We start from the raw sequence: 24,441 nt of genomic DNA on the forward strand, positions 1-24,441 counted from the left end.
TAACCGCATCCTTCGCCCCTCAGGAGCTCGAATGACGACAACCCAACCTTCGACTACCCGCGCGCGACGTGGACGTCCCGGATACGATCGCCAAACCTTGGTTGATCTATGCGTAAAAGTCTTCAATCGCCACGGGTACGAAGCCACCAGCATGGGAATGTTGGCCGATGAGCTCGGCATTTCAAAGTCTGCGATCTATCACCACGTCAAGACCAAAGAAGAGATCTTAGAAAGTGCGCTGAACGAAGCACTCGATGGCCTCGAAGCCGCGATGGATGAGGCCGAACAGACTGACGGCTCGGCCCAAACACAGATCGAAGCCGTCATCGCCGGTGCGGTGCGGGTACTGGTTGAAAAACAGTCCTCCGTGACACTGCTGCTCCGCCTGCGTGGCAACTCCGAGGTCGAGGCTGAAGCGCTGATACGACGTCGTAGTCTGACCACTCGTCTGGCCAGCCTCATTGCAGAGGCACAGGATCAAGGCTCAGTTCGTGATACTGCAAGCCCGAAGATTTTGGCGCGGCTACTGTTCGGTACGATCAACTCGCTGGTGGACTGGTATGCCGCTGAGAAGTCAGCCGGTGCAGAACAAACCGCTGCAGCGCTAATTGATCTGATCTTCAACGGCATCAGGAAGCCCTAGACATAGCCACCTCCTAAACAACCCTTGAAACACCACACTCCCGGTAGCACCGAGAAGGTACCTACCGGGAGTGTGGTGTTTTATTGGCGAACGGCGCCGTTAGGCCCCGATGCCGGAGTTATTGTTGCAGCGCTGGTTCCTGAAATGCTCGTTTAACAGCTTGTTGTTTGGCCTGGGTAATCAGCGAGCCGAAGATTTTCCGACGGTGCTCCTCATTGGCCGAAGCCTCTTCGGGGTGCCACTGCAGCCCGATCACCCATTGTTTACCGGTGTGCTCAATCGCTTCGATGCTGTTGTCATGTGCATAAGCAGTTACGGTCATGCTGTCACCGGGGGTATCAACCGTCTGGTGATGTGAACTGCGAACGCCGATGGTTCCGGCGTCGCCTAAGATTTTTGCGATCTTGGACTCCGGGACAAGTTCAACCTTTTCATCCATGAAGCCCATGTTGCCGTCGCCCAGATCGACCCGGTGCCCGTCGATGTGTTCTACAAGCGTGCCGCCCTGGGATACATTCAAAAGCTGCGAGCCGCGGCAAATGCCTAAGAGCGGCCGATCTTCTTCAACTGCACGGTTAATAGAATCTAGGCAGAACTTGTCAGCTTTCGCATCGATCCACGGGATTTCTTGGGCCAGGTCTACATCGGAATAGAATCCTGGATGCACATCGGCTCCACCTAAGAAGACGAAAGCATCGACGTTGTCCTGCCAGCTCGTTCCGCGCTCTTGCAGAGTGGGCGCAGAGCTATCGATAACCAGGGGCCTACCGCCCTGTTCCCGAATGGTGTTGACCGCTTGCATTGTCAGGTCGTGGATAAATTGCGCCGTGACATAGCTCAATTCAGGCGACCATAAGGCAACGACGACGGCGACGACGGGGCGGCCATCGTTGTCAAAATCTTCTTTCTGCTGGAAGTAACGCACCGAAAATCCAGGATGGATCCCATTAGTCAATATGTCCCCCTTATGGTTGAAACGCTAAGCAATTGGCAAGAGTGGTTCAGCCTACCTGGCATGATGCCGGCAGTACTAGTGGAACGTCACCCGTTCGGAGATAATTCCTGGCCCGACAACCTACAACGTGTGGTTTTTCTCACCGCTAAGGCTTCGGGCTATTACAACACCAAAGCCAGCTAGAAGCTGGCCGCCTAGGTCACCGGGAGCGGATATTTTCGTCTTCCGACAGGACCTCCCACCCTTGTGAGATAGCAAGGGGTGGTTCGTTAAACAACATACACTCCCTCGCTAAAAGCGGTCGCGCTCACAGCCGGTGCCCTAGCAGCTTGATTCGTTGGTCTGCAACATCTTCCGCAGGTACTGTTGTAGCAGGAATAATTCTGCCGGGCTTCAAGGTTTTCAATACATTGCGTAGTAGCTGCCCCCGGCGCAGTTGCTAGAGGAGATCTGGTGTCCAACAGTTCGATCATGACCACATACGTTTCCCCCTCCCCGGGACAAAAAGTTCAGGCGGATCTTGCGCGGTCGTGGTTGTTAGTCAACGCTGTTCAGCCCGCTCGTTTCCAACCGGCAGAAGACTCTGCGGCCGACGTCGTCGTCTATGACATTGAAGACTCGGTGGCACCCAAAGATAAGGACGCCGCACGACAGCATGTTGTGGACCAGTTTGCCAACGGTCACACCGGCTGGGTTCGGATTAACGGATATGGCACCCCATATTGGGAACAGGATGTCGCCCAGCTGGCAGAATACATCAGCCACGAATTGGATGGCTCGCATCATAACGGCGGGTTACTGGGCATCATGCTAGCTATGGTCGAATCCAGTGACCACGTCAACGAAACTGCTGCACGCTTCCCAGGAGTGCCGATCGTGGCCCTGGTGGAAACGGCCCGTGGCCTCCAGCGCATCAACTCAATTGCTGCAGCACGCGGCACCTTCCGGTTAGCATTTGGGGTCGGTGACTTCCGTCGTGACACCGGTTTTGGGAGTTCTCCTCGAGCATTGGCATATGCGCGCAGCCAGTTCACCATCGCGTCCAAAGCCGCGATGCTGCCCGCCCCGATCGATGGCCCGACCCAGGGTACGATCAGTAAGAACCTCATCCAGGGTGCTTCTATCGCTGCCGAATTCGGGTTCCGCGGCAAACTCTGCTTGTTGCCGGAACAAACCGCCACGATCAATGCTGGATTGAGCCCATCGCAAGAAGAACTCACCTGGGCGCATGACTTCCTAGCAGAATTCCAAAAGGATGGTGGCCAGATCCGCAACGGCTCCGATTTGCCTCGTTTAGCCCGCGCCAACGGCACCATCGAACTGGCCGAGGCACTAGGTATCGAGTGGATCCGCCCGGACTCCGATGATTACGGTTCAGCACCCACGGACACTTACCATTACTAATCCGTGAGTGCTGGGTGGCGCAAGGGTTCTACTGGAGGGACGTCCACTCTTGTGCCCGTTTGCGAAGCGACTCGTGGGTGCCACCGAAAGCCCTGAGCGCGGCTTCGCCCAGGAGCTTCTTGGGAACTTTACAGACCATGGTGTACACGGTATCGACGACATTCGCGGCTGGACTCAGGCTGGTTTGTGATACCAGCTGATATGCATCCATCTGGCTGATTTCCAAAAGCTCTGAAACCCAGTTGACCATCTCCACATTGGCGATACGAAACGCGTCTTCCAACGGTTTTACGGAGCCTGTGGTCATAAGGTATTCATCACTTTCGATGCGCGGCCAGGCTGGACCGCCGCCTTTAATGACTTCGAGAATAAACACCGTGTTCATGGCAGTCTCAACGGCAACACCGCAGACCTCTCCCTCGCCTTGGCGGGCGTGGCCATCACCAAGACTGAACATCGCGCCAGGTACATTGACTCGGAAGTAGGCAGTAGTTTGTGCACGCATTTCAGGTGAATCCATGTTGCCACCCCAATCTCCCGGGGCCAGCGACGAGCGTGCTTCACCTGCTGCCGGAGCCACCCCAACGGTCCCGTGCATGGGATCCAACGGCAGCGGCAGCCGGAGGTCGCTGTCATTGGCTTGGTACCAGACGGTGTTCTTTTCGACGTCAAAGTCATAGAACCAGGCCTGCTCTGGGAGCGGCGCATTCAGCGTGGCAGTGGTGCCCGTTCCGGTCAGTGCACCGAAGAACGGCAGCATCATGCTCACTCCCCAATCAAACCGTGGTTCAATGCTTACAAAATGCACGGCCAAGGTGTCACCAGGCTCAGCACCTTCGACATAAAATGGACCGGTCTGGGGATTGAGATAACGAAAATCTAACTGCTCAGAGGGAGTGCCTTTGCCGTCTTTTGTCAGACGGCCGGCGAAACAATCCAGAGTCGAAGTCGAGATCACGGTACCTGGTTTGACCTGAGCCTGTGCTTCGACCCCGCCGAATGTATAGGTCAACTTCGCAGGATCAATATCCGGAGCGACCTCAAATGTCATGGTTTCCAGGGTTCTCATCGTCTTGTACCTTTCTGTGAGGATGCGGAAGTCTGTAGTTCACGGCGACGTCCCACTCCCCCACCCAATTCAACGGTGTGGATAATGCCACCGGGTCTCAACGCCAACATGATAATGAGTACCACGGCGAGCACGATTTCAGTCATGCCAACTGTTTTGAAGGGCAGCGCCCCGCTGAGGGCCAGATTATTTTCAATCGATCGTAATCCTTCATTGACAACAGTCACAATGATGACACCCAGCGTGGCTCCGGTAATAGTGTGCGGTCCACCGACGACGAGCATCATCAACACCAGGAAGGTCATCTCAAAATAGAGTGCATCTGGCTGGAATGAGGTGATAAAGTGTGCCCACAAACCTCCGGCAAGCCCGGCAATGAAGGCCGAGAAGACAAACGATATCCATCGGGTTCGCGTCACGTTGATGCCAATGGCGTCTGCTGCGTGCAGGTTATCCCGAGACGCCCGAAGCTTCATGCCTAGCGAGGATTCCTTGAAGAGGAATGCCACGATCACCCCGATGGCTGCCCACCCAAATGCGGTCCACATGTCGGTATATTTCAAAATCCCCGATAAGGTGCGCGGGCCGTTTGTGACTTCGTTCCACTGCGACAACACGACGTTGATGATTACAAGCAACGCGAAAGACGAGATTGCGGCTGCAGTGTCTGATAGGCGCATCAGTGCCACTCCCGTGATTGCGGCAAACAGCCCAGCAGTCGCCGCTCCGACGAGGATAGCAGGCAGAAAACCGAGCTCAACTCCCATCAACGGTTCGTAGAGGTTGGGTAATGACCTGCTTTTATTCTCCGCAGGAATTGACATCAGCGCTGAACCATAGGCTCCGATTGCCATAAAGCCCACGTGTGCGAACGACAGGATTCCCGAGTTGCCCATGAACAGCTGCAGTCCTAGCACCAGAACCACGTGTACAAACATCACTGTGACGATGCGGTTGGTCACCGTCGAACCGAACAAGGACACCCCCACCGCGATGACCACAAGTGCTCCGAGGGTGATAATGACAGGAAGGGTCTTACGAGCCAAGGGTAACCGTGATAGCTGCGTCATCTAGCCGATCCTTTCTGTCTGGAAGCGACCTTTAACGATGCCCTCGGGACGGAAAACCAAGACCAGGATGACCACTCCGAAAATAAAGGCATCAAGGAAGGCGAGTAGATTCTGCGGGAGGAACGTTTGCATGATGATATGGAGGGCTCCCATGAAGAACCCCCCGACAATCGCACCTTTCAAGCTGTTCATTCCGCCGACAACAATCGCAATGATTGCAATAAGCAGCGGGGTCATACCAATCGTGGGCCACACCATCCCAATGCGGCTGACCCACAGTACCCCGGCGATACCGGCAAGCAGGCCACTGATAACAAAGGCCGTAGCAATGACTTGATCAGCACGGATCCCTAGCAGTTGTAGCATACGGAAATCATCGGCAGCTGCCCGAAGCGTGATCCCGAGTCGTGTTTTTTGCATAACCAGCATCAAGCCCAACAGCGTCACGATGCTGACCGCGAAGATGACGAGATTCAGGACAGAGATTTGTGCCGGACCGACACTGATGTACGAGGTCAGGCCTCGCGGGACATTAATAACACTTGGTCGAGGTGAGACAAAGATCAACGCGGAAGACTGCAGGATGGTACTGACCGCAAATGAGGTGATGAGCATAGCGTTCATAGAACCCGAACGCAGCGGCCGAAATGCGATCCGCTCTGTGGCGACACTGGTAATTACCACGGCGACGATAGCCACGAGCATGATGAGTATTAACGGTACCCAGCTAGGCTGCAGCACGAACCAGGTATATCCGGCAACCATGATGAGCTCACCGTAGGCGAAGTTCACCAGCTTCAAAATCCCAAATACCATCACCAGTCCCAGTGCCAGCAGTGCATGCAGACTCCCCAGGCTGAGTGCGTTCACCACGACCTGTAAAACCTCGTTCACGGTTTCTCCTCAGAATTGGCCGACTGCACGCCACCCAAATACGCCGACTCAATGTCGACTGAAGCACGGATCTGGTCAGTAGTACCACTGGCTGTCATCACCCCGGTGGTGAGAACATACGCCCGGTCAGCAAGATCCAGTGCCCGCGTGGCATTTTGTTCCACAAGCAAGATCGTCACGCCTTCGCGATGTAGATCTTCGATGACCTCGAAGACACGATCCACTAAGGCTGGTGACAACCCCAGTGAGGGCTCATCAAGCATCAAGAGACGCGGTTTAGTCAGCAGCGCGCGAGCAATCGCAAGCTGTTGTTGTTCGCCTCCCGACAGCGTTCCTGCCCCTTGATCTGCGCGCTGTTCAAGAATTGGAAAGCGTTCAAAAATCTGCGAGCGCATGCGAGTGACTTCTGTGGCGTCATGCACCAAATAGGATCCGAGGCGTAGATTTTCATCAACCGTCAGGCTGGGGAAAATCCCGCGGTCTTCGGGCACTAATGCAATACCTCGGCGGGCAATGTCGGCGCTGCGTCTGCGTTGGATCTCCTGACCGTCTAAGATGATTTTGCCCCCGGACGCGCGGTGGGCACCGGCGATAGCAGCTAGCGTTGTGGTTTTTCCGGCGCCGTTGGCCCCGACAACTGCTACAAGTTCGCCTTCCTCGACGCGAAGGTCAATACCTTTCAGCGCGGGAATTGCCCCGTATCTCACGTGGAGATCCGTTACTTCAAGAAGACTCAATACCTACTCCGTTTAGATGTGGCGCTCTAGGATGCGCCGGCCTCTGGCGCGGCTTGACTTCCCAAATAGGCTTCAACAACCGTCGGGTTTGCACGCACCTGTTCAGGAGTGCCCTCAGCGATTGTCTTGCCCTGGTTCAGTACGTGAAGTCGTTGGCACAGCCGCATGATGAGATTCATGTCGTGGTCAATGATGAGGATGCCACAGCCGAACTGGTCCGGAATATTCGAAAGCTGCCCCAATAACCGGTCGCTTTCTTCCTCGTTGAGTCCCGCTGCCGGTTCATCTAGCAACAGGTAGTTGCAGTCGGTAGCAATAGCTCGCAAGATCTCTACAATCCGCTTTTGTCCATACGACAAGGAGTCACCAAGGACATCACGCAGGTGATCAATGCCGAACAGTTCAAGAAGTTCATGAGCCTTAGCTGCAGCTTGGGATCGACGTATACCCGCTCCGAGTGCACCTAGCTGGACGTTTTCATAGACACTCAGTGTCCCAAAAAGTCGAACTGTTTGGAAAGTTCGTACCAGACCGGCATGGGAGATCTTGCGTGGAGCAAGACCTGTGACCTTCTCACCGTCAATCGTCACCGTCCCTGCTGTCGGCGCCAGGGCTCCAGAAAGCACATTAACCAGGGTGGTTTTGCCTGACCCGTTGGGCCCAATCAATCCAACGATCTCGTGTTGACCAAGTGAAAGGCTCACATCATCCAGGGCCCGGAGGCCGGCGAAGTCCATGACGACGCCACTGGCAGTGAGCCTTTCACGGTTCGAAAGGTCGTGCATTACGGTTCCGGAGTCCATTCCGGCTTGAACCACTTGTCGAATACCGGCTGGCCTTCGTCGAGGTAAACGATTGCCGTTTCCTTGTGTGGCTCATGACCGTCCTCAGCCGAAGCCCAAGTGAGTTTCCCGCTGAGTAGATCAAACTCCATGTCGGTCATCTGCTGCGCGAGTGTTTCGCCATCGGTCGTACCTGCTGCTTCGATCGCTTGGATGAGGGCAGTCGCGGTGTCGTAGCCCAACGCTTCAAGAATCGAAAGCGGTTCTGCGCCTTGGTGTTCGGTGAAGGTTTCGATGAACGTTGGGATCTCCGGGTTGGCGTCTTCGCTCAGGAAGGCGTGTGTAACGTAGTAAATGTTGTTGCCGAACTCTTCCCCGAGGCTCTCGCTGAGTTCTGGTCCGTCATATCCGTCACCGCCCAGGATCATCGTGTCGATCCCGGATGCGCGAATCTCGCGAATGAACTGTGCAAGGTCAGGGTTGTACACCGAGATGTAAATAACGTCGACTTCATCAATGACCCCACGGAGTCGTTGCAGTTGGGCGCTGAAATCGCCGCCGCCGCTATAGATATCTTCAGCTACAATATTTCCGCCAGCGTTCTCCCATGATTCGATGAAGTACCGGCTGAGGGATTCGGTGTAGTCCAGGCCGTCATAGGTCACGACATAAGCATTCCGGAAGTCTTGCTCGTTATATGCCCACTCCGCTGCTGCGGCACCCATGGCAGTGTTCCAATAGCCGATGGTGAATTGCTTGTCCCCCAGCATGTCTGAGCCATAGCTTGGCGATGTTGCTCCCGGGGAAATACCAACGATGCCGGCGTCCTGCGCTGCGCGTGCAGCTGGGCTCCCGTAGTCAAAGTCAGCCGGAGCGATAAAGGCTTCTGCGCCGCGCTCGATAAGAGTCTCGGTGTTATTGGCGATCGTGGTAGTGTCGCTTGCTCCGTTGAGATTTTCCCACACGATTTGTTTGCCAAGTACTCCGCCATTTTCGTTGGCTTCAGCAAAGGCAACTTCAATTCCTTCAAGAATTAATGCATCATAGGCAGACTGTTCTCCATCGAGATTCAGTGACCCGCCGATCACAATTTCTGATTCATTTGCCCCGTTCTGCGCTGCTGCAGTGTCTTCTTGAGCGGTTGGATCGGCCCCGCATGCTGATAAACCCAGCGTGAGCGCTGCCAATGCCGCGACTCCCATTAATGCTTTTTTCATGGTTCCCTCTTCAAGTTCCAAACACAGATGGAAGGCTTAAATGTTCAGCCCTGATTTTGTTATGTGAGTAACAATCTTGTCATGAAGCACCTTGCCAGAGGTCATAGTTTATGTCAATCATTGCCTGACTCAATGAGAGATATCGTTCAGGCAGGAATAATATTCCGAAGGATTCTTTATACATGTGGTGTAGGGAAAAGTAGTTTTTACCAGGAACACCAGTTCTTCGCTTTCTAGACGCGACGCTGCAGTGCGTCCGGACACAAGCTAGCACGGGACCTCATCCCAGGCGCGCTCTGCTATAACAGAATCTGGGTAGCGCACCGTATAGGCGTTGAAGCCGTGGAGTGTTGCAACCCGATCACGCTTTTCGACAGCAGCAGGCTGCTGTCTGCCACGGTAGTTAGGGTTCATGTCGTCATCATCCGAGCAACGTCTTTGGACGCTAAATTATTTACGAGCGTTCGTCGTGATGCTCGGCATCAGCCTGGTGTTCATTACCCTGATGTCCTATATGGCGCTGTATGCCGCCAGTCGGTTTAGCGTCAACGACACTGCAGCCGGTTTCGCGGCCAGTTCATTCGTCGCCGGTGGGGCACTATCGCGCATCTTGATCGGCAAATACTTAGACTTTATCGGACGCAAGCGCACGTTGATCATCACCCTGGCGATGTTCGTCTTGTCGTGTCTGTGCTATCCGATCCTGGGCAATTATGTGTTGTTGGTGCTTGTCCGGTTTCTCCACGGGGCCGCCTTCGGGATCGCCTCGACGACCATCAGTTCGACCGTCATCACGCTGATCCCGCTGGGTCAACTCAGCGAAGGACTGGGATATATTTCCCTGGCCGGCACGATAGCCAACGCGGTGGGACCGCTGGCGGCAATTCAGCTCAGCGAACGCGCGTCCAGTCTGTGGGTTTTTGGTTTCACGACGATCTGTGCAGTCGTAGCACTGCTTGCAGTTCTACCGATGACGATCACAGAACGCACCCCGACCCGGGACGAGTATAAACGCCGTTGGCGCATTCGCGGCTCGGATCTGGTGGATTTCAACATCCTGGCGATCGCCGTCGTCGGGCTACTCACCACCATGGGGTTCTCGGTGGTCATGACCTATCTGCCCGCTTACCTGGTGGGATTGGAGATGACCAGTACCGCCTCAATCTTCTTTTTTGTCTGGGCATTCGCGATGTTGGTGGTCAGGCTCTTCGCCGGCCGCATGCACGACCGCTACGGTGAAAACTCCGTGCTGCCCGGAGCGCTGATATCACTCGCGCTGGGACTGGCGGTGATCGCAGTTGCAGACAGTCTGGGGCACTTCATCATCGCCGCTGTGTTGGGCGGATTCGGCCACGGGGCCGCGCTACCAAGTCTGCAGGCCGTGGGGATCAGCCGGACGACGACGGATCGCATCCCGATTGCAACCTCTACCCACTATTTAGCGCTGGACTCGGGATTGGCTATCGGCCCGGTGATGTTGGGATTCTTGATTGGTCTGACCGGCTACACCGGCCTGTATCTCGCCGGGGCGAGCATCGTGCTGGTCGGCGTCGTGGTCTACTGGTTTGCCCACGGACGGCATGCCAAAGGTACCATCGCCACCAGATAGGAGGAGTCCAGCCGCTGAGCCATTTTCGAGTTAGTCGCCGACGCTGTGCTCAAAAGGCTTTCTTGAAGGCCCGTTCCCGGGCGTATTCGTGAGCTTTCTGCAGACGCTCATACTGGCGCAGAGTATCATCGATGAGCTGTTCAAAGACGCTTGCCGGAACCCCCAGTGCATCGGCGTTGTTTATCAGGGTCTTCCAGCCGTGGAGTTTGCCGGTCACGGCGGACAACATCAGCTCGGTTTCCAGCACCAAAACCGACGGGACGTCTTTGACCTCTTTCGGAAAATACGATTTCACGCGCGCGACGCGTTCACCAACCCACAGTCCCGGGGCGAGGAGGCCGGGACGTGGGAAGCCTTGGCTATTCATCAGTTTTTGTAAAAACTTCTGCTCGATCCGGACCTCTTCGGCTACGGTGGCAACATCACCATAGAACGGAGTATTCAGATAGGCTTGCGCCAGCCGTTGCATCCGGTTGTACCCCGCTGCTGCTCCGGCCAAGTGGTCTGCCATGTACTGCCGCAGTGCTAATGCGTCAATGTCGTCGGGGAGCCGGTGGCCTTTCGGCGGCAGGGTAAATGGCGCAACCGAGCGCTGTTCGCGCGGGCGCATCGGCGCAGAACGTTTGCCTTGGCCTGCTGCCATGCCCTCGATCAGCTCTGCTAACGCCTCCGCACCAGTTTTGGTTGGCTGCCACCCAAGTTCCTGCTTTGCTCGGGTATTGTCCATGAGCGGTGCATGGACCGCCATGTCCAACCATCCCTCATCGGCCGGCAGCAATCCCGAGCGGTGGGCCGCTTTGACCAACGGACGCAAGGCTTTACTCGGTATCGGGAGCACCCGGCCGTATTTCGTGTTGCCCGTCAGCACTCCCCCAATAATCTGCGGTGTCAAAATATCGTCGGCGCAGATATTGAAGGCCCCGTCGGCCCCCTTGAGCGCGGCCAAGACGTATGCTTGTGCGACGTCGTCGGTATGAACCGCCTGGGCGCGGGCTTCTTTCGGAAAAGGGATGATCGGTGGGCGCCCGGCACGCAAGAACTGCACCGGCACCCACTCGCCGAGAAAGTACCGCTGAATCTCAGAACCGGCGCTGCCCTGGAATTTTAACGCCGGACGGAGTCGGGCCACCGTGACCTCGGGGTGCTTGACCTGAAATTCATCCATGACGCGTTCTTGAGCCGCTTTATCTACGCTGTAGTGCGAACTCGCGATCCCAACGGTCGACCAGGACTCATCACGCAGCTGGTCGTCGTTGACGCCAGAATATGCGCCGACCGAGGACGCCACGACAATATGTTTGACCCCGGCGGCAGCCGCTGCTTCTAGGACGTGGCGGGTGCCGTCGACATTGACCCGGCGCAACAATTCGCGCTCTTTATTGGGCTGGATGAGCCAGGAGAGGTGGATGACGGCATCGTATCCAGTCAACGCTTCGATCAATTCGGCGCGCGAATCTTCGAACTGGACGTCGATGCTGCGCCAGTCAGCATGGTTATACGGCTCTAACTCTTGATTTGGAAGCCGGCGAGCAATACCAAGAATCGATTCGACGCCGTCCTGGCGAGCTAACTCGCGCAACACCGCGGTTCCGGCATTACCGGTCGCTCCAACGACTGCAATTCGCATGAAAAACTCCTGTGTCGTTTAGTTGAGCTTCGAAATGTGCGATGAGATATCCCTATAAAAGCACGCGAGTCCCGCTTGAAACAATGGCTCGCTCACGAAGAAGCACCCTGACCTCGACTTCGGAGGCGGTTGTGGTCTGCCGGTGTGGTCAACAGTGTTGAGCATCACCCCGAGAGTAGTATCGTGACTAGAATCGTTGCGTTGGTTAACTATTTGTTCATGAAATGGATCCGGAGGATGCGAATGCTTGGTGTGGGGACATGACTGCTACGACCAAGAATGCGCTTTTTACCCGCGACTATTTCCTAGCTTTCACGGTGCTTTTAGGCGCCTACATTGTGTTCGTTGCACTCATGACGTTCATGGCTTTATATGCCGCAGATCGTTTTCAGGTCGGTGACACCGCTGCGGGCTTTGCCGCCAGCTCATTCGTGCTCGGCGCCGGTCTGGTGCGCCTGGTGATCGGCAAGTATCTGGACTTCATTGGCCGCAAGCGTACCCTGATCTTTTCCCTGATCGCTTTCACGGTGAGCTCCCTGCTCTATCCGCTGGTGGATCACTACAGCGTGCTCATCATCCTGCGCATCCTCCAAGGCACGGCGTTCGGGATCATCTCCACGGCCATCACCTCGGTCGTGATTGACATTATTCCGATCAGCCGGCGCAGCGAAGGCTTAGGATATTACGCGCTGGCGGCCACCCTGGGCATGGCTATCGGGCCATTTGCTGCCGTACAAATCAGTGCGGTGACCTCCGATGTGTGGGTCTTCAACTTCACGGCGCTATGCGCTGCCATCTCGCTCCTCGTCGTGTTGCCGATGCGCATTCAAGAACACCCACCCAGCGCAGCAGAGCACGCCCAACGCTGGCGCATCCGCGGCTCTGACCTCATCGATATCAAGGTTTTGCCGGTCGCCATTGTCGCGTTCCTCAGCGCTATCGGGTACGCGTTGATCACCACCTACCTACCACCGTTTCTAGTAGGCCAAGGGATGGCCGAGGCCGCGTCTTTATTCTTTATCGTGTTTGCGTTGACGATGCTCGGCGTCCGGCTCTTTGCAGGCCGCATTCATGACCAACGCGGCGAAAACGCCGTCATCCCGCTGGCACTGCTGGCGTTTGCGCTGAGTCTGGGATTACTCGCGGTGACCGATAGCCTCTGGCAGGTCATCGTCGCGGCCATTCTGGGCGGGATAGGCCAGGGCGGTGCTGTCCCAAGCTTGCAGGCGGTAGGCATCAGTCGGACGACGCACGACCGAGTTCCCATTGCGACGTCGACACACTATCTGGCATTGGACGCGGGCATTGCTGTGGGGCCGGTCGCATTGGGTTTCACAATCGGAGTTAGCGGTTACTTCGGGCTCTACCTTGCCGGGGCGGCGGTGCTACTGGCGTCGATCGGGGTGTACTGGTTGACACACGGGCGCCATACCGTTGTCGCGGATACTGCCCAGGACCGACACCACGATAGCTAATCCGGGCGCTGGTCCGAAACTTCCAACAGGCATGCTCGTGGTGGTTCTGCAGGTGGTGCAACTCTGCTTTAGGGTTGCAGCACGACTTTAATGCAGCCGTCGTCTTTTTTCTGAAACATCTCATACGCCTCGGGCGCTTGTTCCAGCGGGACACGGTGCGTGACCAAATCAGTGACGCCCAGTGGGTCGGCGGGGTCCTCAACATAGGGCAGCAGATCTTGATCCCAGTTGCGCACATTGCACTGACCGGCCGTGATGGTCAGCTGTTTGTCGAAAATCGTGAGCATCGGCAGTGGCGTGGCCGCCCCACCGTACACCCCACTGAGCGACACGGTGCCGCCGCGGCCAGCCAGTTCCAACGCCGACGTCAGGGCCGCGGTGCGATCAAGCCCCACGGTCTCCATAGCTTTTTGTCCCAGCGCGTCGGGCAGCAGACCCACTGCGCGTTGCAAGGTCGCAGTAATTGGGTTCCCATGCGCTTCCATACCGACGGCGTCGACCACCCCGTCGGCTCCGCGCCCGCGGGTGCGTTCATTGACCAGCTCGGTAGCTTCCTCATGATTCGCTGCCACGACTACGCCGTGGCGAGCCGCCATATCGCGACGTTCCACCACCGGGTCAACTGCGACGACGTCGTAGCCCAGGTGAACCCCGATGCGGGCCACGAATTGCCCCACCGGACCAAGTCCCAGCACCGCCAGCACGCCGTCATCAGGCATGTGCGCGTACTTTACGGCTTGCCATGCGGTGGGGAGGATATCGGATAGGAAGAGGTAGTGTTCATCGGATAATTCGGTCCCGACTTTGATTGGCCCGTAGTCGGCGTGCGGTACCCGCAGGTACTCTGCTTGACCACCGGGCAGTTGGCCATAAAGTTTCGAATATCCCAGCAGGGTCGCACCGGTGCCGTACTCAGTCACCTGGGTGGTCTCACACTGCGACTGCAGTCCACGCCAGCAGTAATAACACGTGCCACAAGCAACATTGAAGGGAATGACCACACGGTCGCCGGGTTTCAAATTATTGACGGCGGCGCCGACTTCTTCCACGATCCCCATCGGTTCGTGGCCGATGATATCGCCTTCGGTCATAAACGGCGTCAACACTTCGTAAAGGTGCAGATCGGAACCACAGATGGCCGTGGAGGTGATCCGGATGATCGCATCGGTTGGATCTTGAATTTTCGGGTCGGGAACTTCTTCGACGGAGACCTTGCGTCGGCCTTGCCAGGTGACTGCTCGCATGAACCTTCCTCGCTCTACTGGATCGCGGGGCGTACGTTTTGCTGTGTTGCGAGTCTAAAGGCTTGATTTTGAGGCGTCTACGCCGAGCAATACATTAGATTGAGATCTCGAGTAACTGCCCGGCGCGCTTCCCGTCCCCTCACGTGCATACGGGTAATGCTGTGGAGGTAGTGAACACGAGCAGTATTGTTGAGCACCCCGAACGAGATGCCGCGCGCTAGAGCTCAGACCACGCCCGCTCTGAATCAGGGACGCAAGACGACTTTGATGCAGCCGTCTTGTTTCTTTTGGAACATCTCATAGGCTTCCGGTGCCTCATCCAAAGACATACGGTGGGTGACCAGATCAGTAACACCCAGCGGATCAGCCGAATCCTCTACGAAGGGAACTAATTCTTGGTCCCAGTTCCGGACGTTGCACTGGCCACCGGTAATGGTCAGCTGTTTGTCAAAGATCGTCAACATCGGCAGCGGTGTGGCAGCCCCACCGTAGACGCCACTGAGTGACACGGTGCCACCGCGGGCAGCAAGATCGAACGCGGAATTCAGTGCTGAGGTCCGGTCAATCCCGACGTTCTCCATAGCCTTTTGCCCAAGGGCGTTTGGAAGCACTCCTGCAGCCCGTTGAATTGCCGAAGCGACAGGGTTCCCGTGGGCTTCCATGCCCACCGCATCGACCACGCCATCGGCGCCGCGACCATTCGTGCGTTCATTGACCAACTGGACCGCTTCCTCGTGTTCAGCAGCCACAGCCACACCGTATCGAGCTGCCATCTCGCGGCGCTCTGAGACCGGGTCGACCGCGACGACGTCGTAACCCAAGTGCGCGCCGATGCGGGCGACGAATTGGCCAACGGGTCCAAGACCCAGTACCGCCATGACGCCGTCATCGGGCATCTGCGCGTATTTCACACCCTGCCAGGCGGTAGGCAAAATATCCGAAAGGAAGAGATAGTGTTCGTCCGATAGTTCGGAACCGACTTTGATGGCCCCATAATCGGCGTGTGGCACCCGAAGGTACTCGGCCTGGCCGCCTGCCAGTTGACCGTAGAGCTTCGAGAACCCAAGCAGTGTGGCACCGGTGCCGTATTCAGTTACCTGCGTGGTTTCGCATTGCGACTGCAAACCCCGCTGGCAGTAATAACAGTAACCGCACGAGACGTTGAATGGGATGACGACGCGGTCGCCAGCTTTCAAGTTGGTGACCCCTGAGCCGACTTCTTGGACGATGCCCATCGGTTCGTGCCCGATGATGTCGCCTTCGGTCATGTATGGGGTGAGGACTTCATATAGGTGTAAATCGGAACCACAAATTGCGGTCGAGGTGACACGAATAATTGCGTCGGTGGGCTCTTGGATCGTTGGGTCGGGAACTTCTTCGACGGAGACGTTGCGTCGGCCTTGCCAGGTGACTGCTCGCATGAATTTTCCTCGCTCTAAGCACTTGTGGGGCGTACATTTAACTTTGGAGCGAGCTTAAGAGCTTGATTCTGACGCGTCAATGGTGAGCAGCCGATTTGTTGAGATCTTGAGTATCTGCTCAGCGCACTCACAGGGGTATCACATGGCAGCGGATTAAACTGGCAGCGGACACGATGATGGTTATGGTTTCGACCGACAAGTACATACCCTCATTGTCTCTGGCGATGCTTGATTAGTGCTAGCAAATGTAGGACATTGTCTCTCCTAGGTGTTCATGCCTCGTGCGCCAACCTGCCACGTCGAAACTCGCTGCTCACCATCGATCACGAATACCTCGTCCACGAGGTTCACCGCAACGCACACGTGATTCGGGATGACGCGCAACCGGGTCCCGATGGCCGGCAGCTCGCCGTCGTCCCAGATGATTGTGCCGTGGTGTTCAGACACCGCAGTTATTCGAGCATCTGGGTGGCCCAGTACCCGACCGTGACCGGTAGCCCACGGCGCCCTGTCGGTGGCCAGAATTTTCGAGCCGGCGTCGATGATAATTCGGGCCGGGGCATCTGCATGGGCGTCGTGTCGCGAAACAACCGTCGTCACTACGGTCAAGGCGATGTCGTCATAATCGATTCTGCCAAGTTCCAGCTGTTGAGTATCACCAAACACATAGACCCCGGGGCGGATTTCGGTGGCTGCGTTGGCAACGGTTGCGGTGGCCGTCGGCGAGGACCCGCCAGAGCGTACGGCGACATCAAAACCCGCTGCAGCAAGTTCGTGTTGAGCAGCATGCAACGTTTCGGCTTCATCGGCGGCGGCAGTATCGTGCTCCCCCGGCGCATAACTGTGGCCCGGGAAAGTAAAGACCCCGCGCAGCGTCATGTTGCGCTGCGCAATCGTCTGAGCGATGGGCACAACTTGATCCGAGAAGACGCCGGAGCGGTGGTGCCCGGAGTTCAGCTCGATCATCCACTCGATGCCGGGATGTTCGCCGGTGATATCGGCCAGGCAGTGTACGGCTTCCACCGAGTCGGTGCCGACGGCCAGGGTGCCGTCGGTCGCCAGACGGGCCAGGAGTTCGGCGTCGTCGGCGGTAGCCCACACAGGGTAGGCGATGAACAGATCGGTGACGCCGGCGGCGATAAAGTACTGGGCTTCACCCAGGGTGGCAACAGCTAACCCGGGACTGCCGGCGGCGAGTTGCTTGTGAGCGATCGCGGCAATCTTATGCGTTTTCGCGTGAGGCCGGAGCGTCAGGTGATTGGCGGCCGCGAAGTCTGCCATGGCTGCGATATTGGCATCGAGGATGGTTTCGTCGATGACGATGGCAGGCGTATACGGTATCCGGTCTAGATCAAACTCCCGCATGCTGCTCTTGAAAAAATTTAGCGGGCGTCGTCGGTATTGCTGTCAGCGGCGTCGTCGGGCTGCTGTGTGGTGGGACCGTGGCCTTCGGCTTCTTCGCGTTCGCGGCGCATGCGTTCCCGGGCGCGGGCGACGGCGGCGCGGTGGAGTTCTTCAGAGGAACGGTGGATGCCGGAACCTTCGGACAGGTGTTCTGGGTTTTCGCGGCCGGTCAGTTGGAGCAGGGCAACCACGACCAGGGTGGCGGCGAAGGCGATGCCAAAGGAGATGAGGCCGATGTCGATGCGCAACGGGTGGTCCGGGTTGTTCAGGCCACCGGTTGACGTCAGGGTGGCCACGACGAAGGCGATGATCCCTACGACGAAGGAAAAGACCAATGGACCCTTGATGCCGCCCTTGAAGCCGCCGCGTGGTTTTTTAGGTGAGTCTGACATGGTGTTCCGGGTGTCCCAGTTGCTCCTTTGAAATCTCGAATCAGATGTATTCTAGTCGGTGTTTTACTCAACGTAGAACTGGCGGGCTCAGGGCGAAATTCAGGTTACGGAGCGGGTGGCACAAACCCGTCTTCTTGGATGGCTTTGCGGGTGTCTAACCAGTAGCCGAGTCCGGTGATGCCTAACAGGACTCCGGTGATCAGGGCGTAGGTTCCGGTGATGCCGAAGATCCGGTGGTAGTCCACGTCCATGGTGATGAGCAGGATGGCCATGACCACCCCGGCGATGCCGGCGATGAGGTGATCGCGGGCCGGGGTGAAGGCTTTCCGCCAGCTCGATGCCCACAGTTCGGCCAGCCCGGACAGACCGAGGCCCGCAGCGATGGTTACCCAGGTGACGGTTTCCGACAACCCGCCCAGTTGCACTCCGACCAGCGTCAGTGCGGCGAGCATCCAGATAGCTGCGGTCAGCGACAGCGGGGTGCGCATGCCTTCGGGCACTGGCTCGCGGCGCAGGTATTCCCACATCGCGGACCCGGAGAAGACAAAGAAGATCGCGGCACCGTAGTTGACGATGGCGTCGGTGGGTTCTTGGATGAAAAATGTGGCGATACCGAAAATCAGGGCGATACCGGCGCGGATCAGGACCGGGCGGTACATGACGGCGGTAATCTCGGGGGCTATTTTTTGGTTCATGGCCGTTCCATTCTACTCACGAGGATTGTCAATGCGCGCCGAGCCGAATCCAGGTGTCTGTGCGGATGCGCAACCACAGGCCCACGGCGCGTGCGGCCAGGTAGATGCCGGCGAAGCCAATCCATACCAAGGCCACCGCGCCGATGTGGGTGGCGTTGGCCGCGAGCGCCGCCAGCCCGTACAGGGCGGGTAGGTAGATCACGATGTTGGCGATGCCGATCAGGCCGAGGTATTTGGCATCGCCGGCGCCCATGAGGATCCCGTCAAGCACGAACACGTACCCTGACAGCGGTTGCGAGACGGCCAGGACGAGTAGTCCGGCGGTGGTGGCTTCAATGACGACGGGGTCCGTGGTGAAGATGTAGGGCAGCCAGAGTGCGGTGGCGCCGAGCAACAGCCCGGTGATCGCGCCGAAGCCGAATGACCAGCGGATCATCGTGGAGGTGAGGGCCCGGACGGTTGGCACGTTGGCGGCGCCGAGTTCTTTGCCGATCAGGGCTTGGGCGGCGATCGCCAGCGCGTCGAGGGCAAAGGCCATGGTCGAGTACACGTTGAACACGATCTGGTGGGCGGCCAGCACTTCGGTGCCCAGGGAAGTGGCGGTCAGCACCGTGGCCAGGACGGCCACGCGCAGCGATGCGGAGCGCACTAACAACCAGGAGCCGACCTGGGCGGTCGCGCGCAGGCCCGCCGTCGTCGGGGCAAATCCGACGTCGTTTTTACGCATGCGCGGGATCAGGATAGCCACGTAGACGGCGAACATCAGCCACTGGACGACCGAGGTGCCTAGGGCCGAGCCGATCACGCCGAGCTCCAGGACGTAGATCAGCAGGTAGTTGCCCAGGATGTTCAGCCCGAAGCCGGCGCCGGCGACCTTCAGCGGGGTTTTGGCGTCTTGGAGGCCACGTAGTACCCCCGTGGCGGCCAGCACTGCGAGCATCGCGGGTAGGCCGAACATCGAGTACTGCATGTAATTGATCGCGTGGGGTGCGGCGTCGGGGGTAGCGATGTGCACTAGGAACGGGGCGGTGAACCACCCGATGACGGCGAGCAGTGCGCCCAGGCCCAGACCCAGCCAGATGCCGTCGCGGCCGCGGGCCAGGGCGTTGCCGATCTGGCCGGCGCCCAGGAATCGGGCGACGGCCGGGGTGGTCGAATAGGCCAGGAAGATTAGCAGGCCGGTGGCGGTTTGGACGATGGCTGCGGCCAGGCCGACGCCGGCAAGTTCTGCGGCTCCGAGGCGTCCGATCATCGCGGTATCGGCAAGCAAGAAGAGCGGTTCGGCGATCAGCGCGCCGAAGGCCGGTACGGCGATGGATAGGATCTGGCGGGATAACGGCCGGTGCGACGTCGTCGTCATATCAGATGACGACGGCCATTTCTGCGAACTGGAATTCCATCAGGATCACCGACATCACGTTGTTGAACGCGTGGGACAGCCAGGCGTAGGCAAACGATTTTTTTGAGATCAGGTAGACGGCGGTGAAAGCGATGGCCATCGAGAGGTAGGGCAGCACGCTGGCAAATGTCGTGTTCGGGTCCGACAGGAAGTGCAGCAGCGTGAAGGCCACAATCGAGATCGGAACGGTGATCCACAGCGAGATGTACCGGGAGAGTTTGCCGATCAGGATGTGGCGGAAGATATATTCCTCGACGAACGGACCGACCAGTCCCAAAATAAGAATCGAGACCCACAGCGAGGACTCCCCTGCGGCTTCTTGCACGGCTTGTTGGTTAGCCGAGATGTCGGGTTCTTGCCCGGAGACCGTCAGCATGATCGTGGTGAACAGCAATGTCGACAGCCAGATGACGGGCAGCAACAGGACTTTGACCCACCACCAGGTCGCAAACCAGCGGAAGGAGTGGAGAAACGCCCGCCAAGAGACCGCCATGAGGATGACGCCGATGAGCCCGTAGAGCACGACGTTGGAGTACATCATAAACCAGCCGGGCATTTCGTCTGCGGCTAGGACTTCGTTGAAGCTGACTGGGTCATAGCCGTAGATATCGGCGCCGAACTCCGTCACGCCGGGAATTGTAAACAGCAGCAGCATCCCGCCGAAGATAAACCCGCCGATATACACGAAGAGCCCGAAGGCATCGCCCCAGTGGAATTTGCCAGGATTTGAAGCCGTGGGGTCGGCCGGATCGACTTGGCCACGTGGGCGCTTCGTCGGCCCGGGCGAAGCGTTGGGCCAGCCTGTCGAATATTTCCCCGGCCAGCCAACCGGATACGGATTGTCGGGCGGATTGTTCCCGTACGTCTGGTAACTCACCGGCCTCCTTCAATGTGCTGTTGGGTTTGGGCAGTGTATAGGTCATGGTACATTCCACGTGCTGCCAACAATTCGGCGTGACTGCCAAGCTCGACGACGTCGCCGTGGTCCATCACAACGATGACATCGGCTGCGCGAATGGTCGACAACCGGTGGGCGATCACAAACGACGTCCGACCTTTTTGGAGTCGGGCCAGGGCTTCTTGGATGAGCGCCTCGGTGCGGGTGTCGACCGAGGACGTCGCCTCATCGAGAATCAGCAGGCGTGGATCGGAGAGAAATGCCCGGGCAATGGTCAGCAGCTGACGCTCGCCGGCCGAAATCGCATCCGAATCCAGGGTCACTTGCGTTTCATAACCGTTGGGCAGTTGGTTGATGAAGTAATCTGCGCGGGCAGCCTGGGCCGCAGCAACGATTTGGTCGTCGGTTGCGTCGGGGTTGCCGTAGGCGATGTTGTGCTTAATGGTCCCGGAGAACAGCACCGCATCCTGAAGCACCATACCGATCGGTTCGCGCAGCTGGGAGCGGGAGAGCGTGGAAATATCGGTCCCGTCAAGCAGGATCTGTCCGGCGTCGACCTCGTAGAAACGCATCAGCAAATTCACCAACGTGGTTTTGCCTGCCCCGGTGGGGCCCACGATTGCCACGAGCTGGCCCGGTTCAACCCGCAGGTTCAGGTTCGTGATCAGCGGGGCGCCGTCGTCATAACCAAAACGCACATTCCGGAACTCCACGGCTCCGGTGACCTCTGGCAGCTGACCGTCGGTTTCGGTTTCTTCATCGGCGTCGAGGAATTCGAACACCCGCTCGGCCGAAGCGACCGCCGAAATGATCATATTGGCCAGGCCCGCCAGCTGACCCAGCGGCTGGTTGAATTCGCGCGAGTACTGGATGAACGCGGTGACCGAGCCCAGCGGCAGGGCGCCCGCTGCCACGCGCAGCGCCCCCACCACCGCAATGCCAACGTAGCCCAGGTACGTCACCCACTGCATGATCGGGTGAATCATCCCCGAGGCGAACTGGGCCTTATAGCTGGCCTGGTAGACGTCGTCGTTGCGGGTATCGAATTCGGCGATCATCGCGTCCTGGCGGTTGAACACGGTGACGACGTCGTGGCCGGTGAAGGCCTCTTCGATGTGGCCGTTGAGTTTGCCGGTGTTGGCCCACTGGGCGGAGAACAGTTTTTGGGCGCGCTGACCGATCACCCCGACCACAACGCCGGCAATAGGCACCGCAATCAGCGCGATCAAGGCCAGCTGCCAGGAGATCGCAAACATCATGATCGTAATACCGATGATCGTCAACACGCCGTTGAGAATCGACGACACGGTTTGTTGCAGCGCGGTTTGGATATTGTCGACGTCGTTGGTGGTTCGAGATAGCAGGTCGCCGCGTTGGGTTCCATCAAACCAGTTGGTGGGGACCCGGTGCAGCTTGTTTTCCACATCCTGGCGCAGCAGGTAGGTGATTTCCACACCGATGATGATCAGGATTCGTCCCTGCCACCACATCAGGCCCATCGCGACCACGTACATGGCCAGCACGCGAGTGATGAGCTCGCCCAGCAGAACAAAATCGATACCCTCGGCGTGGAAGAGCACGTTGACCGCCTCGCCTAATACCAGTGGCGCCCACACCTGTAACCCCACCGAAATCACCGTGAGAACGACGGCGACAATCAGCTTGGTTTTATAGGGCGCAAACACCGCGGCCAAGCGTTTCAGGGCAGGCCAGAACGCTTTGGGCTTACGGCCCGGATCGGCGCCTTCCTTGACCTCGGTATTCTCAGCGGTTTCAGTCATGGCCCACCTGCGATTCGACAATTTGTTGGTAGACGCCGTTGGATTCAAGCAGTTCGTCATGGGTGCCGTCGCCGACGATGCGACCGTGTTCTAACACCAAAATGCGGTCGGCTTGCTGAATCGTAGCCACGCGTTGGGCCACGATCAGAATGGTCGCCTCGGTGAGTTGATCGGACAGCGCGGCCCGCAGTTTGGCATCGGTGGTCGCATCCAGTGCTGAAAACGAGTCGTCAAATAGGTAAATCTTCGGTCTGGCGGCTAAGGCCCGGCCGATTGCCAGGCGTTGGCGTTGGCCCCCGGAGACATCCGTACCCCCTTGGGCAACCGAAGAGGCCAGTCCGACGGCGTCCTTTGTTTCACGCACTGACACAAAATCGGCGGCCTGAGCCGTTTCTAGGGCGGCCCAGACGTCGTCGTCGGTGGCATCCGGTGCCCCGAAACGCAGGTTGGAGGCGACCGTGCCCGAAAACAGGTAGGCCTTTTGCGGCACCATTCCCACAATCTTGGCCAGCGCCTCACGCGAGTAGGCGCTTACGGGCACGCCGTCGATCAGCACGTCGCCGTCGGTCGTGTCAGTCAGGCGCGGGATGAGGTTCAGCAGCGTGGTCTTGCCCGAACCGGTGGACCCGATAATCCCGACGGTCTGGCCCGGGGCCGCACTAAAGCTGATGTCTTCTAACACCGGCACGTCCGCGCCGGGATACGCATAGGTGACGTTGCGAAATTCTAGGTGCCCGGTCACATCATCGGGTGCAAAGTCGCCTTCGGTCAGTTCGGGTTCGGTGGCCAACACCTCGTTGATACGCTTGGCCGAGACCATCGCGCGGGGGATCATAATAAAGATCATCGTGGCCATCATCACGGCCATCAAAATCTGTAGCAGGTATTGCATAAAGGCGGTCAGCGAGCCGACCTCGACCAGTCCGGCGTCTACACGCAACCCGCCGAACCATAGCACCGCAGCCGTCGCCCCGTGCAACACCAGGGAAATGAGTGGGAACAGCAACACGAAGATCTTACCGACACCGATCGCCAGGTCGGTCAGGTGCTGATTCGCCTTGGTAAACCGAGTCGTTTCATAGTCTTCGCGCACAAATGCTCGGACCACGCGCATCCCGGTGATCTGTTCGCGCAGGGTGTGGTTCACGTCGTCGATGGCTTCCTGCATTTGCCGGAACAGCGGCATCATTTTCAACGCGGCGAGGATCATGATGGCAATCACCACGGGCGCGGCAATCCACACGAGCCAGGACAGTCCGGCGTCCTCGCGCATCGCCATGACCACCCCACCGATCCCCATGATCGGGGCCAACACGAGCAGGCTCATGCCCATCAGTGTGACCATTTGTAACTGTTGGACGTCGTTGGTTGCACGCGTGATCAGGGTGGCGGGCCCGAACTGGGACATTTGGTAACTGGAAAACCGCGAGACCTTGCGGAAGATTGCCGCGCGCAGGTCGCGGCCGATCGACATCGCCGAAATTGCCGCGAACCACACCGATGCGATCGAGGCGACCAATTGAATCAGTGCGACGGCGAGCATAACCCCGCCGAGCCGCCAAATGATGTCGGTGTTGCCGGTGGCGATCCCATCGTCGATAATCTGGGCGTTCAGCGCGGGCAGGAACAGGATGGCTCCGACCGTTGCGAGTTGCAGAATGACAACGGCCGTCAGTTGGCCTATATATGGGCGTGCGAAACGCGCCAGGAGTTTGAGCAAGATGT

General features: G+C 58.0%; 22 protein-coding genes. 5 read left to right on the forward strand and 17 right to left on the reverse strand.

Annotated elements, in window-relative coordinates; all coding sequences use genetic code 11:
* Positions 1-31 precede the first annotated feature (31 nt).
* Complete coding sequence (locus tag FB556_RS02365) at positions 32-643, forward strand: TetR/AcrR family transcriptional regulator (protein WP_141864396.1); 612 nt, start codon at positions 32-34, stop codon at positions 641-643.
* 118 nt (positions 644-761) lie between these two features.
* On the opposite strand, the gene FB556_RS02370 is transcribed toward FB556_RS02365, so the two are convergent.
* Positions 762-1,598: a gamma-glutamyl-gamma-aminobutyrate hydrolase family protein gene (locus tag FB556_RS02370; RefSeq protein WP_170200328.1), complete on the reverse strand. Its 837-nt coding sequence runs from the start codon at positions 1,596-1,598 to the stop codon at positions 762-764.
* A 60-nt stretch (positions 1,599-1,658) separates the two neighbouring features.
* Between FB556_RS02370 and FB556_RS13740 the strand changes: the two genes are divergently transcribed.
* Together FB556_RS13740 and FB556_RS02375 are read left to right on the forward strand one after the other, a co-directional pair.
* Positions 1,659-1,781 (forward strand): hypothetical protein, encoded by a 123-nt coding sequence (locus FB556_RS13740; RefSeq protein WP_281280453.1) that lies wholly within the window; start codon positions 1,659-1,661, stop codon positions 1,779-1,781.
* A 288-nt stretch (positions 1,782-2,069) separates the two neighbouring features.
* Positions 2,070-3,002: an HpcH/HpaI aldolase/citrate lyase family protein gene (locus FB556_RS02375; protein WP_141864400.1), complete on the forward strand. Its 933-nt coding sequence runs from the start codon at positions 2,070-2,072 to the stop codon at positions 3,000-3,002.
* Positions 3,003-3,030: 28 nt separating this feature from the next.
* On the opposite strand, the gene FB556_RS02380 is transcribed toward FB556_RS02375, so the two are convergent.
* From FB556_RS02380 to FB556_RS02405, 6 genes are read right to left on the reverse strand one after another with little or no spacing between them, the layout of a single operon-like run.
* Positions 3,031-4,071, reverse strand: a complete 1,041-nt coding sequence (locus FB556_RS02380; protein WP_170200329.1) for an acetamidase/formamidase family protein — start codon at positions 4,069-4,071, stop codon at positions 3,031-3,033.
* On the reverse strand, positions 4,068-5,141 hold the full coding sequence (locus FB556_RS02385; protein ID WP_141864402.1) for a branched-chain amino acid ABC transporter permease: 1,074 nt from the start codon (positions 5,139-5,141) through the stop codon (positions 4,068-4,070). Before FB556_RS02385 ends, FB556_RS02380 begins: the two co-directional genes overlap by 4 nt.
* The gene (locus tag FB556_RS02390) at positions 5,142-6,035 is read right to left on the reverse strand and encodes a branched-chain amino acid ABC transporter permease (protein WP_141864404.1); all 894 of its coding nucleotides are present in this window, start codon (positions 6,033-6,035) and stop codon (positions 5,142-5,144) included.
* Positions 6,032-6,772, reverse strand: a complete 741-nt coding sequence (locus tag FB556_RS02395; protein ID WP_141864406.1) for an ABC transporter ATP-binding protein — start codon at positions 6,770-6,772, stop codon at positions 6,032-6,034. The genes FB556_RS02390 and FB556_RS02395 overlap by 4 nt, the downstream gene beginning before the upstream one ends.
* A 26-nt stretch (positions 6,773-6,798) precedes the next feature.
* On the reverse strand, positions 6,799-7,557 hold the full coding sequence (locus FB556_RS02400) for an ABC transporter ATP-binding protein (RefSeq protein ID WP_141864408.1): 759 nt from the start codon (positions 7,555-7,557) through the stop codon (positions 6,799-6,801).
* The gene (locus FB556_RS02405; RefSeq protein WP_141864409.1) at positions 7,557-8,771 is read right to left on the reverse strand and encodes an ABC transporter substrate-binding protein; all 1,215 of its coding nucleotides are present in this window, start codon (positions 8,769-8,771) and stop codon (positions 7,557-7,559) included. The genes FB556_RS02400 and FB556_RS02405 overlap by 1 nt, the downstream gene beginning before the upstream one ends.
* Before the next feature lie 412 nt (positions 8,772-9,183).
* Here FB556_RS02405 and FB556_RS02410 point away from each other — a divergent pair, with 412 nt between their 5' ends.
* Complete coding sequence (locus FB556_RS02410; RefSeq protein WP_141864411.1) at positions 9,184-10,380, forward strand: MFS transporter; 1,197 nt, start codon at positions 9,184-9,186, stop codon at positions 10,378-10,380.
* A gap of 49 nt (positions 10,381-10,429) precedes the next feature.
* Here FB556_RS02410 and FB556_RS02415 read toward each other — a convergent pair whose 3' ends face one another.
* Entirely contained in the window at positions 10,430-12,007 is a 1,578-nt protein-coding gene (locus FB556_RS02415; RefSeq protein ID WP_141864413.1) for an NAD-dependent epimerase/dehydratase family protein, read from the reverse strand.
* Positions 12,008-12,267: 260 nt separating this feature from the next.
* Between FB556_RS02415 and FB556_RS02420 the strand changes: the two genes are divergently transcribed.
* Positions 12,268-13,482 carry an MFS transporter gene (locus FB556_RS02420; RefSeq protein ID WP_170200330.1) on the forward strand — a complete coding sequence of 405 codons (1,215 nt, stop codon included), beginning with the start codon at positions 12,268-12,270 and terminating at the stop codon, positions 13,480-13,482.
* Positions 13,483-13,550: 68 nt separating this feature from the next.
* On the opposite strand, the gene FB556_RS02425 is transcribed toward FB556_RS02420, so the two are convergent.
* From FB556_RS02425 to FB556_RS02465, 9 genes are all read right to left on the reverse strand, one after another.
* A complete protein-coding gene (locus FB556_RS02425) occupies positions 13,551-14,726 on the reverse strand; it encodes an alcohol dehydrogenase catalytic domain-containing protein (RefSeq protein WP_141864417.1) in 1,176 nt (391 codons plus the stop codon).
* Positions 14,727-14,971: 245 nt separating this feature from the next.
* A complete protein-coding gene (locus FB556_RS02430; RefSeq protein WP_141864419.1) occupies positions 14,972-16,147 on the reverse strand; it encodes an alcohol dehydrogenase catalytic domain-containing protein in 1,176 nt (391 codons plus the stop codon).
* Positions 16,148-16,411: 264 nt separating this feature from the next.
* On the reverse strand, positions 16,412-17,512 hold the full coding sequence (locus FB556_RS02435; RefSeq protein WP_141864421.1) for an alanine racemase: 1,101 nt from the start codon (positions 17,510-17,512) through the stop codon (positions 16,412-16,414).
* Positions 17,513-17,529: 17 nt separating this feature from the next.
* On the reverse strand, positions 17,530-17,943 hold the full coding sequence (locus FB556_RS02440) for a hypothetical protein (protein ID WP_246057165.1): 414 nt from the start codon (positions 17,941-17,943) through the stop codon (positions 17,530-17,532).
* 104 nt (positions 17,944-18,047) lie between these two features.
* Positions 18,048-18,638: a hypothetical protein gene (locus FB556_RS02445; RefSeq protein ID WP_141864423.1), complete on the reverse strand. Its 591-nt coding sequence runs from the start codon at positions 18,636-18,638 to the stop codon at positions 18,048-18,050.
* 28 nt (positions 18,639-18,666) lie between these two features.
* On the reverse strand, positions 18,667-19,998 hold the full coding sequence (locus FB556_RS02450) for an MATE family efflux transporter (protein WP_141864425.1): 1,332 nt from the start codon (positions 19,996-19,998) through the stop codon (positions 18,667-18,669).
* A 1-nt stretch (position 19,999) separates the two neighbouring features.
* Positions 20,000-20,914 carry a CPBP family intramembrane glutamic endopeptidase gene (locus tag FB556_RS02455; protein ID WP_141864427.1) on the reverse strand — a complete coding sequence of 305 codons (915 nt, stop codon included), beginning with the start codon at positions 20,912-20,914 and terminating at the stop codon, positions 20,000-20,002.
* Positions 20,911-22,716: an ABC transporter ATP-binding protein gene (locus tag FB556_RS02460; RefSeq protein WP_170200331.1), complete on the reverse strand. Its 1,806-nt coding sequence runs from the start codon at positions 22,714-22,716 to the stop codon at positions 20,911-20,913. The genes FB556_RS02455 and FB556_RS02460 overlap by 4 nt, the downstream gene beginning before the upstream one ends.
* Positions 22,709-24,439 (reverse strand): ABC transporter ATP-binding protein, encoded by a 1,731-nt coding sequence (locus FB556_RS02465; RefSeq protein WP_141864431.1) that lies wholly within the window; start codon positions 24,437-24,439, stop codon positions 22,709-22,711. The genes FB556_RS02460 and FB556_RS02465 overlap by 8 nt, the downstream gene beginning before the upstream one ends.
* Positions 24,440-24,441: the final 2 nt, after the last annotated feature.

It is taken from the genome of Enteractinococcus coprophilus, from assembly GCF_006716305.1.
GTDB classification, from domain to species: Bacteria; Actinomycetota; Actinomycetes; order Actinomycetales; family Micrococcaceae; genus Yaniella; species Yaniella coprophila.